This is a genomic window from Vibrio sp. T3Y01, from assembly GCF_013114525.1.
Taxonomy (GTDB): domain Bacteria; phylum Pseudomonadota; class Gammaproteobacteria; order Enterobacterales; family Vibrionaceae; genus Vibrio; species Vibrio chagasii_B.
In genome coordinates this window covers 1-13,817 of record NZ_VTXJ01000032.1, presented here as the reverse complement: position 1 = coordinate 13,817, position 13,817 = coordinate 1, and the positions used below count along the sequence as shown (strand labels likewise).

At 43.2% G+C, this 13,817-nt stretch carries 14 protein-coding genes; 10 read left to right on the top strand and 4 right to left on the bottom strand.

Annotated elements, in window-relative coordinates; genetic code table 11:
• Positions 1–45: 45 nt before the first annotated feature.
• Positions 46–705, bottom strand: a complete 660-nt coding sequence (locus F0232_RS23300) for a glutathione S-transferase (protein WP_105057122.1) — start codon at positions 703–705, stop codon at positions 46–48.
• Between the two features lie 104 nt (positions 706–809).
• Here F0232_RS23300 and F0232_RS23295 point away from each other — a divergent pair, with 104 nt between their 5' ends.
• Positions 810–3,065: a peptidase U32 family protein gene (locus tag F0232_RS23295; RefSeq protein WP_105057123.1), complete on the top strand. Its 2,256-nt coding sequence runs from the start codon at positions 810–812 to the stop codon at positions 3,063–3,065.
• Positions 3,066–3,236: 171 nt separating this feature from the next.
• Here F0232_RS23295 and F0232_RS23290 read toward each other — a convergent pair whose 3' ends face one another.
• On the bottom strand, positions 3,237–3,701 hold the full coding sequence (locus tag F0232_RS23290) for a thioesterase family protein (protein ID WP_008217785.1): 465 nt from the start codon (positions 3,699–3,701) through the stop codon (positions 3,237–3,239).
• Positions 3,702–3,827: 126 nt separating this feature from the next.
• On the bottom strand, positions 3,828–5,666 hold the full coding sequence (locus F0232_RS23285; RefSeq protein WP_105057124.1) for an ABC transporter ATP-binding protein/permease: 1,839 nt from the start codon (positions 5,664–5,666) through the stop codon (positions 3,828–3,830).
• A 517-nt stretch (positions 5,667–6,183) separates the two neighbouring features.
• Between F0232_RS23285 and artP the strand changes: the two genes are divergently transcribed.
• The 9 genes from artP to F0232_RS23240 all read left to right on the top strand — a co-directional run bounded on the left by artP (position 6,184) and on the right by F0232_RS23240 (position 12,932).
• Positions 6,184–6,912, top strand: coding sequence for an arginine ABC transporter ATP-binding protein ArtP (artP, locus tag F0232_RS23280; RefSeq protein WP_105057844.1), 729 nt, complete (start codon positions 6,184–6,186; stop codon positions 6,910–6,912).
• Between the two features lie 97 nt (positions 6,913–7,009).
• Entirely contained in the window at positions 7,010–7,741 is a 732-nt protein-coding gene (locus tag F0232_RS23275; protein WP_102424729.1) for an arginine ABC transporter substrate-binding protein, read from the top strand.
• Between the two features lie 3 nt (positions 7,742–7,744).
• Entirely contained in the window at positions 7,745–8,431 is a 687-nt protein-coding gene (gene artQ / locus F0232_RS23270) for an arginine ABC transporter permease ArtQ (RefSeq protein ID WP_105057125.1), read from the top strand.
• Positions 8,428–9,096, top strand: coding sequence for an arginine ABC transporter permease ArtM (artM, locus tag F0232_RS23265; RefSeq protein WP_105057126.1), 669 nt, complete (start codon positions 8,428–8,430; stop codon positions 9,094–9,096). Before artQ ends, artM begins: the two co-directional genes overlap by 4 nt.
• Before the next feature lie 323 nt (positions 9,097–9,419).
• A complete protein-coding gene (locus F0232_RS23260; RefSeq protein ID WP_080536230.1) occupies positions 9,420–10,379 on the top strand; it encodes a hypothetical protein in 960 nt (319 codons plus the stop codon).
• A 144-nt stretch (positions 10,380–10,523) separates the two neighbouring features.
• Positions 10,524–11,198 carry a hypothetical protein gene (locus F0232_RS23255; protein WP_105057127.1) on the top strand — a complete coding sequence of 225 codons (675 nt, stop codon included), beginning with the start codon at positions 10,524–10,526 and terminating at the stop codon, positions 11,196–11,198.
• Positions 11,199–11,436: 238 nt separating this feature from the next.
• Positions 11,437–11,595: a hypothetical protein gene (locus tag F0232_RS23250; RefSeq protein WP_156145316.1), complete on the top strand. Its 159-nt coding sequence runs from the start codon at positions 11,437–11,439 to the stop codon at positions 11,593–11,595.
• Entirely contained in the window at positions 11,596–12,090 is a 495-nt protein-coding gene (locus F0232_RS23245) for a type II toxin-antitoxin system YafO family toxin (RefSeq protein WP_052437295.1), read from the top strand.
• 149 nt (positions 12,091–12,239) lie between these two features.
• Positions 12,240–12,932 (top strand): hypothetical protein, encoded by a 693-nt coding sequence (locus tag F0232_RS23240; protein WP_105057128.1) that lies wholly within the window; start codon positions 12,240–12,242, stop codon positions 12,930–12,932.
• Positions 12,933–13,122: 190 nt separating this feature from the next.
• Here F0232_RS23240 and F0232_RS23235 read toward each other — a convergent pair.
• Positions 13,123–13,817: IS110 family transposase (locus F0232_RS23235; RefSeq protein WP_171751035.1), on the bottom strand; the 695-nt coding region annotated here is incomplete at its 5' end.

Below are 13,817 nucleotides of genomic sequence, written 5' to 3'. Positions count from 1 at the left end.
AAGTTTATGAAGTAAAAGAGCCGCTCGTTATGAGCGGTTTTTTTGTTATCCAAAAAGACAATCTTGCTTGGTGTCATTCCATAATGGGTACTGTTTCATTACTTGGGTATAGAGTTTACTTTCAAGGTGCGACCGTAACCAACGCCCAACGTTCTGGTATTCAGACTGCACAAACCATTTCTTTTCTACTCTTACAAACTGACTGACGAATGGCATCACAGCAAAGTCGGCTAGGCTAGGGGAATCTCCAAACAAATAGTCATGGTTGGCGAGCTTAGCCTCAAGCTCGCTAATAAAGGTTTCACATAAGTTTCTACGCTGCTCGATGTCGTCATTGCGATAGCGAACAGAAGCGCGATATTTCTCTAAGTGACCAATAAACTCATTGTCGTTTTGTTGAATGAGTTGGTGGATTTGTTCACTGAGTGAAGGGTTACTCGAACGCAGAAGATCTTGAGGATCGTTCTGCTGAAGCGCCCACATCATCACATCTAAGCTCTGCTCAATAACTTTGCCATCGGATAACACTAATACTGGAACCGTACCTTTTGGCGAACTGGCCAGTAGTTCACTAGGCTTGTCTTTGGTGACGATTTCTCTCAGTAGTACTTGTTGTTTGGATAAAGCGATGCCCATTCTCCCGCGCATGGCGTAAGGACAGCGGCGGAGAGAGTACAGGACAGGTAAAGCTGAAGGATTAGGCATTGTTGAGGTCATTGAGTTTGAAAAGTGTTGTACAGTGGTAAACAGATCGTGATGTGGGTAGAATACGCGGCTTAAAAATTATAAGTAAGTGAGCGACTTCAAAAATGAGCAGAAAAATTGAGTTATTAGCCCCTGGTGGCGATGTAGAAGCGATTAAAGCAGCCATCGTAGCCGGAGCAAATGCAGTTTATTGCGGTTTAGATACCTTCAACGCTCGTAACAGAGCTTCTAACCTGTCGTTAGATGAGTTGAACGGGGTAATCCGCCTTGCTCATGAATACGGTTGTGAGATCTTTCTAACGCTTAATGTAGTGTTGCTGGAGCACGAAACGAAGAGCATTACTAAGCTATTAAACCAGCTGGTGAACACCAAGGTAGACGGCATCATTGTCCAAGACTTGGGCTTGTTTAACCTAGTGAAGAAGCACTTCCCATCATTAGATGTTCACGCTTCAACTCAGCTAACCACACACAACGAAGGTCAGATTAAGTTCCTGTCTAAGGTTGGTGCATCGCGCGTTAACTTATCTCGTGAGTTGAACCTACCTGAAATTAAAATGCTGACTGAAGTCGCACACGACCATGATGTACTAACAGAAGTGTTCGTACATGGCGCACTGTGTATCGCGTTTTCGGGTCAATGTTACTCAAGCTCAGTAAGTGTGGGGAACTCAGGTAACCGCGGTCGTTGTAGCCAAGCATGTCGTGATGAATATGAAATCACCAATGCGGGTAACCGCTTTCCACTGAACCTAAAAGACAACTCTGCCTATTACGATTTGCCAGAACTGGTAGACGCAAAGGTAGACTCGCTTAAAGTCGAAGGTCGTATTAAAGGCGCACACTACGTTTACACCGTGGTAGATACGTGGCGTAAGCAGATCGATAGCTTTGTACAAGAGGGTTTGTTGCTTGAAGACGATGCTAACCTACACAAAGTATTCAACCGTGAATTCACGAACTCTTTCCTTAAGGGCAACTTAACGAAAGACATGTTCATCGATAACCCTCGTGATAACAGCATTAACTATGCGGTTGAGCAGGCGAAAGAGAAGAACAACGAAATCTCAGTGGTTCAGATTCAAGAAGCGACAGTACAGCTGCATGAAGCGAAAGATGTACTTGGTGACGAAATGCGTGACAAGATTAAGTTCCTTGATATCCGTAAAACGCCGGTTGCTATGTCTTTCAGCGCAAAAGCAGGTCAGCCATTTACGGTGACAGTGAAGACAGAAAAAGAGAACTTCACCCTGCAATCTAAATCGCTGCTTACAGCAACAGAAGAGAAAGCGATCACTCAGGAGCTACTTGAGAAGCGATTCAAAAACGTGAAGAGTGCGGTTCACACACTAGAAAGCCAAGATTTCAGCGAAGTGGACTCTGGGCTAGTGATTCCGTTGAAAGAAGTGTCTGACCTTAAAGACGAGATCGACTTCATTCTAAATGGCTCTGTTGAAGTGATTAAGCACGTTGAAGTGCCAGCACTGCCACAGCATCCTAAAGTGAACGAAAAGCCGACTATGTCAATGCTTATCGCTGATGTTGCAGACCTGCACCTATGTGATGTGACGGATGCGGACGTTTACTTCAAGCTACCAGAAAGTTTTAAAAAGCGTTGTAACAAGTACATCGATATCTTAGCGGCAAACCCACGTTTGATTCCTTGGTTCCCTGCAGTATTGATCGGTAAGGACTACGACGAAGCCGTTCGTATCCTGGAAGTCGTTAAGCCTGCTCGCATCGTGACTAATAACACGGGTATCGCATACAAGGCTTACGAAATGGGTATCGAGTGGGTTGCAGGTCCATTCATGAACACGACAAACTCTCACGCACTAGTGACGCTTAAAGAAGAGCTAAACTGTGCGGGCGCGTTCATTTCGAACGAGATCAACAAAGGTCAGATTCGTCATATTCGCCGCCCAGAGAACTTCAAACTGTTCTACAGCATTTACCACCCAATCTTGATGATGACTAGCCGCCAATGTTTCTTCCAAAGAACAGTAGGCTGTAACAAACCAAGCATCGAAGCGGGTTGTATGTTGAAGTGTGAGAAAGCTACCACGATTACTAACGTGAAAGGTATCTCGTTCGCTGTTGATAAGCAGAAGGGTGGCTACCCAAGCATTTACAACCACGAGCAGTTCCTAAACCATGACGCTGTAACGGATTTCTCTGGCCTGTTTGACGAATTCTTCATTGACCTAACCAACATCGGCGCGGGTTCAAAAGAAGTTCAAGACAAGGTAGAGCTGATTAAGCACTTCGAAGGTTTAATCAACGGCGTTGAAGGCTCACAGCAACACCTAGAGCAACTTGTCGAGATTCGTACTAACGCTCAGTACGTTCAAGGTTTATAGTGTTCAAGGCTTATAGGGTCCAAGGTTTATAGCGTGCAAGGCTTATAAGGGTCCAAGGTTTATAAGGCTTAACCGCTTATAAGCGCTGTGAACAAAGAAACAAAAAGCCACTCAATCGAGTGGCTTTTTTAATATCTGAGTTTTCTGATTCGTTTTGAATTAATGAACCGTTTATTCCGTTACTGCTTCTTGTTTGAAGCATGGGCTTTTAAGCGTATTCATGCGTTCAATTTCACTGGTCAGGCGCAGTGACAGCAGCGCTTTTTGGTTCGATGCAAAGTCGAACATCACGATAGTCGCTGTACCAACAGTAGTAAGTTTTTGTTGGGCTTTACTGACGATCGCGTATTCCATAGTAAAGCGGTCGTCTTGTATGTCGGTGACTCGTGAACCCACCATCAAAGTATCAGGGTAGGTGACAGGTCGGAAATATTTACAATAAGTATCGCCAAGAACAGGGCCAACCTTGGTGATTGCCATCTCTTCCATCAGCTCTACGTGCTTAAAGAAATCTAAGCGAGCGGTTTCGAAGTAGCGAAAATACACAGCGTTGTTGACGTGATTGAGTGCGTCCATTTCTCCCCAAGCGACTGGGATTTCTGTTACTACCGGGTAGTCAGATAATAGTGCTTCCATGCGAACTCTCTTATTGTTATTTATCCTTCATTGGATTAAAAACCCTACCGCTAATTTAACAAAACTGCAACACGTGTGATTTAAGTTTTTGAAGCTAGAAATCACACGTTGTCAGAGACTTGGCTGTTAGCTATTAGCTGGTTCGTCACTCAGGTGTTTGAATTGGAGTTCAACCAAGCGTTGGTATAGTTCACAGCTGTTGATGAGCGACTGGTGGTTGCCGATGTCTACAAGCTGCCCTTGATCGAGCACCGCAATTTGGTCTGCGTGTTTGATTGTCGACAAACGGTGAGCGATGATGATCGTCGTTCTGCCACGCATTAATTCTTCCAATGCTTGCTGAACATGATGCTCACTTTCACTGTCTAGAGCACTTGTCGCTTCATCTAACAACAGAATATTAGGATCTTTCAAGATGGCACGTGCAATCGCAATGCGCTGACGTTGACCACCGGAAAGCCTTACACCGCGCTCACCGAGGAAGCTATGATACCCATCGGGTAGGTTCTGAATAAACTCATGTGCGTGTGCTTTTTTCGCGGCTTCAATCACTTGTTCATCGGTCGCTTCTGGGTTGCCGTAGCGAATGTTATGGAATACATCGTTACTGAACAGAGCGGGTTGTTGAGGAACAAGCGCCATCTGTTTTCTTAGTTCATTCGGGTCAAACTGATTCAGTTCCACACCACCAAGCGTCACTTTACCTATTTGAGGGTCGTAGAAACGTTGCAGTAATTCAAATAGGGTGGTTTTACCTGCACCAGATGGGCCAACTAACGCCAATACTTTACCTTCGTGCGCGGTTAACGACAGGTTGCTTGTTGCTGGTTGATCAGGTCTAGACGGGTAACAGAAGGTCACATTATCAAAAGCGACTTCTGGCGTTAAGTTATCGAGCGATGTTGGATTCTCGACTGGGGCAACGATGTGGCTTTCCACTTGCAGAATCTCAATTAAACGCTCGGTGGCACCTGCCGCACGTTGCAGTTCGCCCATCACTTCAGAAATTGTCCCTAGGGATGAAGCGACCATAATCGCGTAAAAGACAAATGCAGCCAGATCGCCGGCGGACATTGTGCCGTTGATAACATCAGTACCACCCACCCAAAGCATGCCTGCAATCGCACTGAACACGATAACAATCACGCCAGAGATAAGAATCGCGCGCTGTTTTACGCGTTGACGACCAATTTCATAAGCCTTTTCTACTTCAAGCGCGAATGATGCTTTCTCTTGAGCTTCTCGGCTGTAGCTCTGCACGGTTTTGATGTGCTCAATCGCTTCGCCCGCATAAGAGCCGACGTCTGACATCGAATCTTGGCTTTTACGTGATAGCGCTCTTACACGACGCCCGTAAACCAAAATTGGAATCAAGATAAACGGCACCGATGCCAGCACGATAAGCGTGAGTTTAATGTTGGTGGCAAACAACATGATGATTGCACCAAGGCACATTAGCGCGCTGCGCATCGCCATCGAGAACGAAGAGCCGATGATACTCTGAAGCAGGGTGGTGTCTGTTGTAATGCGCGACATGATGTCGCCACTGCCATTGGTTTCAAAGTAGCTCGGATGGAGTGTTACCACGTGATTGAAGACGGATAGGCGGATATCTGCACTCACGCGTTCGCCTACAGAAGACACCAAATAGAAGCGGAAGAAGGTACCAATAGAGATCAATACCACCACAACCATGATGAATTGGATTGCGCTACCTAAGTCTGATAACGATTGTTGGCTAAAACCTTGGTCAATAAGAAGGCGAATACCGTGTCCCACTGAAAGGGTTAAGCTCGCTGTGAAGATCAAAGCGATCAGAGCTGCAATCACGCGGCCTTTGTAAGGTTGAATAAATTTAATCAGCTCAAGCAAAATGCTGAGGCTTTTCTTCTCTGGTTTTGATTCTGGATTCTGTTGAGTCTGTCGCTGAGTAGCCTCAAGCGTGGAAGAGACATCGTTTTGCATATGATTGCCTTAGTGTTTGTCGCTTTAAGAATAGATGACTGGTTACTTGTAATACGTCTTGTTCGCTGGCAAGTGCTAGTTATTGAGAATAGATGCCATTAAAGCATTTATTGGAGCGTCACGCTTCCTAGGAAACTCAATTTTCAATAACTCGTGTGTATTCGATGCGTACGTAGAAAGCTAAACAAAAGGAAAATTAAGCACACTTATTCGCTGCTGTCAGCGTAATAATAGGGTGGTTATCCCTGATTTTTATTCAGGTGTATAGGTTCAATTAAGAGTCTACTACCTTCGCTGATTAAGGGGGGGGGGATTTATAAAAACGTTTGCTTTTTGGTGTCATATTCGAGTTTTCAATAGCTTGGATGAAAAAGAGGTAGGAGCAGTTAATGAGGCTGTTTTTTGCGCAATGTTTGTTACAAAAATTCAACAAATTAATTTTTTATACATTTTTCTTGCATAAAAGTTCAGTTTAAATAGAATAACCAACAAATGACAATTAATGCAGTATTTTGGCATGAGTATTCAAGTAAAGAGCATCAATAAATCATACGGCGATATCCAAGTTCTTCACGACATCAGTTTTAACTGTGAGAGTGGTGAAACCTTGGTCCTGCTTGGCCCAAGCGGCGCCGGTAAGAGTTCACTACTGCGTGTTTTGAACCTGCTAGAAATCGCAGACGATGGCGAACTGAACATTGCTAACGAGCAATTTGATTTCTCAAGCCAGATCCAAGAGAAGCAGGGGCTTAAGCTACGTCGTAAAGTCGGCATGGTTTTCCAACAATACAACTTGTGGCCACACATGACGGTAATGGAAAATTTGATTGAAGCACCAACAAAGGTTGCAGGCCTAGATAAGCAAGAAGCGATCGAACAAGCGCAAACAGTTTTGAAAACTTTACAGCTTGCAGATAAAGCAGACGCTTGGCCGTTACAGCTATCAGGTGGTCAGCAACAACGTGTTGCCATTGCTCGTGCTCTTATGATGAAGCCTGATGTATTGCTGTTTGACGAACCAACAGCGGCTCTTGACCCAGAGATCACTAACCAAGTAGTTAGCATCATTAAAGAGCTAAGCGGCACTGGAATTACTCAGGTGGTAGTGACTCACGAAGTAGACTTCGCCAAGAAGATTGCGAGCCACGTTCTTTACCTTGAGAAGGGTTACATCGTGGAACACGGCACCAGCGACGCATTTATCAATCCGCAGACTCCAGAGTTTGCTGAGTATTTGACTCACTAAGTCACTGACTAGATTTACCTAAACACAACATCGATTAAAACAATCAAATTATAAGAATGGCCACAGGCCGCTATTACACAGTATTCGGAGTAACAAAATGAAAAAGATTCTACTAGCTTCACTTATCGGCCTTGCTTCTTTCAATGCAGCAGCGCAAGAAGAAATCAAATTCGCAATGGAAGCGACTTATGCACCATTCGAATACATGGATGAGAACAACCAAATCCAAGGCTTCGACGTTGATCTAGCAAACGCACTTTGTGAAGAGATGAAAGCAACGTGTACTTTCCACAACCAAGCATTCGATAGCCTGATCCCAGCTCTTAAATTCAAACGTTACGATGCGGCTATCTCTGCAATGGACATCACTGAAGCACGTCTTCAACAAGTAAACTTCTCTGACGCTTACTACGACAACTCTGCAGCATTCATCTCTATTGAAGGCAAAGTAGCAGACCAAGCAGCATTAGAAGGCAAGCGTATCGGTGTTCAAAACGGTTCTACTCACCAAAGCTACCTTCTGGAGCAACTGCCAGGTGTGACAGCTGTTCCATACTCAAGCTACCAAGATGCATTCATCGACATGAAAAACGGTCGTATCGATTCAGTATTCGGTGACACAGCGGTAGTCGCAGAATGGTTTAAGAAAGAAGACAACCTAACGTACGTTGGCGACCAAGTAACAAACCAAGAGTACTTTGGTAATGGTTTTGGTATCGCAGTAAACAAGAGCAACCCAGAGCTAGTTGCACAACTGAACACAGCACTTGCAGCAGTTAAAGCAAACGGCGAGTACGACAAGATCTTCAACAAGTACTTCGGTAAGTAATTTATGGAATTAACGGGTTACTCTTTAGGGCTCGTCGAGGCAAGCTGGATGACTATTCAGCTTGCGTTCGTAAGCCTATTGGTTGGATTAGTTTTAGCGGTAATGTTTGCTGGCGGCGAAATGTCTCGTCGCATTGCAATCAAATGGCCGACAACCGCGTTCGTAACGATCGTACGTGGTCTACCAGAAATCTTGGTGGTTTTGTTTATCTACTTTGGCTCAACACAAGTGCTCTTCATGATCACTGGTGACTTTGTTGAAGTTAGCCCGTTCTTATCTGGTGTTGTTGCGTTGTCACTTATTTTCGCTTCATACGCTTCACAAACTATTCGTGGTGCGTTGAAAGCGGTAGGTAAAGGGCAGAGAGAAGCGGCGAGTGCATTGGGTATTCCACAATCGCACGCATTCTTCAGAATTGTTTTACCACAAGCAGTAAGACACGCACTACCAGGCTTAACGAACCAGTGGTTGGTTCTATTGAAAGACACCGCACTGGTTTCACTGATTGGAGTAACCGATCTATTGAAGCAGGCGCAGTTAACATCAGCAGCAACGCACGAAGCATTTACTTGGTACGCAACGGCGGCAGCTATCTACCTAATCATCACATTGATTACGCAAAGAGCAGTAAAAGTGATTGATGGTAAGTTCTCTATTCAAGGTTTGGGTAACAAAGGGGCAATGGCATGAATCAACAATACCTCTCTCAAATGCTTGAAGGTTTAGCGACCAGTCTTCAACTCACCGGCGCGTCACTGCTTGTTGGTTGTATCTTGTCGCTGCTGATGACGGTAACACTGATCCTAAGATTACCAGCGATTCACTGGGTAACACGCGGCATCATCACCTTGTTCACTGGTACACCATTACTGGTTCAGATCTTCTTGGTGTATTACGGCCCAGGTCAGTTCGATTGGATCCGTGAAAGCTTCATGTGGACATGGCTCAGCCAACCTTGGTTCTGCGCAATGCTAGCATTGGCTTTGAACACGGCGGCATATAGCACGCTACTGTTCAGAGGTGCATTCAACGCGATTCCTGCAGGGCAGTGGGAAGCATGTCGTGCACTAGGCATGGACAAAATCGCGACCCTTAAAGTGCTATTGCCATACGCTCTGCGCCGCGCTGTTCCAGCATACTCGAATGAAGTGATTCTAGTCTTCAAAGGTACATCACTGGCAAGTACCATCACCATTATGGATTTGATGGGCTATGCGCAGCGTATTAACGGCCAAACCTACGACACGCTTACTGTGTTTGGCATTGCTGGCGCATTCTACCTAGCAGTAAACGGCATTTTAACGCTGCTCTTCCGCCAAGTAGAGAAAAAAGCTCTCGCATTCGAAGCCGCGTAATTTAGCCACTCAAAAGCTTAATAAACGTATAAAGCCTGCCATTTATGTTCGCATAGATGGCAGGCTTTTTTGTGCTTTCAACATGGTTAGTAGATCTGGGAGTACATACAGTGCGAGAGGGTTTTCGCTGGATTCATACTATATGGAAATATTCCACATTTTGTCATTCGATGCATTCATCTATGTTTTAAGTCACTGAAATAATGAAATTAATTGTGCTAGAGTGCTATGCATATGAAACTAGATAGAATAACTCTGTATTTAAATGCAGAATTTTTCTGTCTAATAGCTGTTATAGCGCAGAACAAGTTTCGGAGCATTTTGTGATTTTAGAATTTCCAACAAAAGAAGATTTTTATAGTGCTGCCAATGGTTTTCTCAATGCTTCATGGGATTCTGTGACTGCGCACTTACATGAATTTGAAACCCTATATAGTGTGATTGATGGTAGCGACCACGAAAATGAGAGTAAACGCTATTGGGCTTCTGCGAAGCAAACACTAGTCAGTGCTACGGCATTAGTACAGCAAGCGGTAGAATTTTACATCAAAGGGCGAATCGTTAATGTTTCTCCTTATTTACTCATTTCTGGAAACCCACAATCATGGCCAAAAGGGTGTAACAAAAGGGACATAGAATTTTCTACATTTCGTACTTTGGATGCGCAAGATTTAATAAAAGTTCACGACACTGTTTGTCCCGACCGTTTTACTGATCAGTTCCTTCAATGGAATGATGACTTGCGAACAATTAGAAATAAGGTGATGCATACAGTTGATAAGTCTTTGACTGTAACTCCTGAAGAAGTGGTCAGCTTTATTCTATATACCCATAGTTACTTTCAAGGCTCATTGTGTTGGTTTGAATCAAGACGAAAATATCTTGAAAATACGCCAGTAAACTCAATGAAGAGTATCCAGCTCGACGAAGATTACGAGTCGCATATAGTCAACTCACTTTTAATTGACTATCGCTTAGCTACTGATGTCTTGCCTCCTGCTGCATGCAAGAGTTATTTAGGCTACGACAAGAAATCGAGGTCCCTACATTGTCCTCGTTGCGCTAATACCGTGTCTCGCATGGATTTCTGGGATGACGAGTTCATTCATGATTGTGCTAAAACTTACCAAAGGTTACCTGATTCTGATGAGTATTTGTGTAAGCTATGTAGCCATCAGGGCAAAGTGATAGAGCGTAACTGTGAAGAATTGGGTTGTGAGGGCACGCTACAGGATAGCAAAAGTGGAATTTGTTTCTCATGCTTCTTTGAAAATGCGCTATAACAAACAATTTAAGAGTGATTCCCCACGCTTGGCATTTTTGGTTTGGGTCAAATTCAGTGTTTACGGCGTTCAATTTGAGTGTCGTGGTAGCGTGGCTCACACCTTAATTGGGCGTTAAGTGCCTTTATTGACTTGGGGGAATACATGAGTTTAGAAAGAAGTGACATTCAAGAATTTGTCTCAAGGTTTGAGGAAAGGCATGACCCGTATGCGAGATATGCATCGTTTGATTACTGCTATAACTATTTCCATCCAAGCAGTGGGAACGATCTATTGGGTGATATGGAAAAAAGTTGCCTAGCTCTTGGTTTTTATCTCGCAAGTTGGGGAATGTTTCGTGGTTCAAGCTTTATGCTAGAGAAAAGTGCGAAGAACTTTGAAAGCTTAGTGGGTTATATAGCATCACAAGACTCGTGTGCTTGGTCTATTGATGTTGACTCTTATACTAGTGAAAATATTGAGTTTCTATTAGAACAATACAACGAGATTAGAACTATCTTAGTTCCTCAAAATACTAGCCACCTGACATTAGTTACAAAAATAATGCTTGGTGTTTTTGGTTCTGTGCCAGCAAATGATCGCTTTTTCAAACAGACTTTCGGAGACATTTTCAAAGGCGAATGTGGCTTCAGCAGGATTAATACAAAGTCATTGGACTGTTTAAGTCGGTTTTATCAATCAAACAAACCTGTAATAGACCAAGTTTCATCAAAGAGAATGACAGTTGACTTTAATTCAGGCGTTGATACTACGTTACCTTATACAAAAGCTAAAGTAGTTGATATGTACGGGTTTACTAAAGCGATAACAGGCACTTAACAAAGCGTTTAAGACAGATTCCCAACGCTTGGCATTTTCGGTTTGCTTTGAATTTAGTGTTTACGGCACAATGGTTTAGGTTGGGTGGTCAGCGTTGCTCACTACTTAACGCGGCGTTATATGACTGATGTCGTGAAAAAAATACTCGAAAATTGATTAGTGCATGAACATCAGTTAAAATTACCTCAGTATCATTATTACATTACGATACATCCTGTAAGGAACAGAGAGGTAGACTATGACTGCCAAAACACAAAATAAAGTGAAAAAGACTAGAGCAAACCGTGTCGGTGATGTTACTTCGATGAAGGTTTTTGGCTCTAAAATGAGTCGGTTAGTTAAGAAAACAAGTCAACTTGAGCTAGCGTCATTAAAAGAAAAAGGTATTATCCAATAAATGTCGTCTTTTGATTTTTGTCTGTCAGACACTTTAAACAAAGTGTCTGACGACCCAGATTTTATCGATCTATTCAATAAATTCCAATACTATAAAGAAAACAGTGAGCCCCACGAAATCGCCACTCCTTCCCGTAAAGTTCAAGAAGAAACTGAAGGTTTGATCGCAGAGTTTGGACGAGATCGTTTTTTCAAAAATCCGCAACATGCTAGGCAGGATGATCTCACGCATTTACATTTGTTTACCGATGACTGTGAATGGTTAGATGAAGATGGAAGTCCTAAAGTACAATGGGAATGTACCTCCAATAGCTACCTTGTATACTCATACTTTGAGTCAAACGGCATCCATGTCTTTTATCTAATTGCTCTAATTGAAAAAGGGGCTCATCGTCTTACAAAAGATTTGCCTGATGGTGATCCAAATCCTATCGTTCTAGAATGGTTAGCTGAGGCTATTCGTTTTAGAAAGGCATACCCAGAGTACTCTAAGTAAAAAGTCATATAACAAATTGTTCAAGGTGATTCCAAACGCGTGGCATTCGCAGTTTGAATCACCTTTTTGTGTTTATGGCACTTTCATTTTGGTTATGTGTAAGCGTTTGTCACACCTTAACAAAGCGTTAGCATTTCTGGAGATAGAGAATGTCCTTTTTCAATGAAGATTGGGTGACTCTGAGTGCTTTAGTTGCACTTGCTGTCAGTACTCTACCCTTAATTAAGTTTCTTCATGAGCTAATTTCGTCTAATAAGCATTTTAAAGTTAAACACTTAGAGCTTTTGCATCAAAGCTTCGGAGAGCCAAATAACCCTTCTATGAAGTTGATGGTAGAGCAGCAGTTTTGCTCTGTTTTTAAATATTCTGCTAGCTTCGAGGATATTTGTTTATTGCTATCAGCATCAAAAACTACAAAAGCAGTCGAGCTTTATAAAGATAGTCATACATATTTGGATTGTGATGGTGAAAAATTTACATTCGTTTATAAGTATCGTGACCCCAAAAAACGAATGAAAGAGTATGTAGTAAGACCATTCCGAAATTTTGCTCTATACATGATCGCAGCATTACCAGCAGTTGCATTAGGTATGTTATCACTCTATCTAGTTTTAGATGGAGAACCTTTCAAAACGACATTCGGTGTGGCAAACGTGATTGTCTGTTTTGTCTCGGCAGCATTTTGTGGAATGCTGGTCAGAGTTGCATATTATAGAGTGACAGACACCCATAGTATCAAATATGCAGAAGAGCTATTAACGATTTACGACAATGAGTATGTCAAAAGTGTTGAGCTTAAACTTTGGGACAATGCTAACAAGTTGCTTAAGAGTGATTCGTAACGCGTGGCATTTTTACTTTGCGTTAGGTTTAGTAGTCGGCTATTGCCTTGGCCAAGATGAGGAAGTCGAACACGAAGTCCTAATCACCTTATCGACTTTATAAGACAGTGTGAGCATAAGGTTTTCAACGTGTAGGATTTGTCCTGTTATTCATCTTACTACGTACTTTGCAAAGGGTTGGTGATCCTCATTAGCTTTGTGTTGGTCGATACTCTTCATTTTTAGTGATGACGGCCCACGCTATGCGCATGAGTTTGTTTGCCAAGGCGACAGCGGCTCTGTTTGGTCCTCGTCGCTCTTGGAGTTCAAGCATCCACTTACTGAGATTATCGGATTTAAATTTGGCGCGTCTCAGCGCTGCTCTTGCTCCATGAACGAGTAGGGAGCGGATATACGTGTTGCCTCTTTTGGTTATCCCAAGAAGAATGACTTTGTCACCGCTGGTATCTTGCTTCGGCACAAGGCCCATTGCGGCGGAGGCATCTCTACCGGTTTTGAACTGTTGTCCGGAGCCAAGCCATACCGCAACGGCTTGGCTAGTGAGTGGCCCAAAGCCTGGAATAGACATGAGTCGCTTTGCGTTTTCGAACTGCTTGATGGTTTGGTTAAGTTTATCGTCGAACCATTTTACTTGTTCGTCGATGTATAAATATCGTTCGTACTGATGGGATAGCAGCTCTCTTAATATACAAGACAGTTGGTTTTCATCGTTCTCGAGTATTTCGGGTATGGCCTTTCTGAAGGCAGCGGCTCCTTTGGGCATAATGATGCCGTATTCAGATATGAGGCCACGCACTTGATTAACGATGCGAGTTCTTTCAGTGACGAGCAGACGTCTCATTCGAATAAGAGATTGGATGTCTTGTTGCTCGACGGATTTATGAG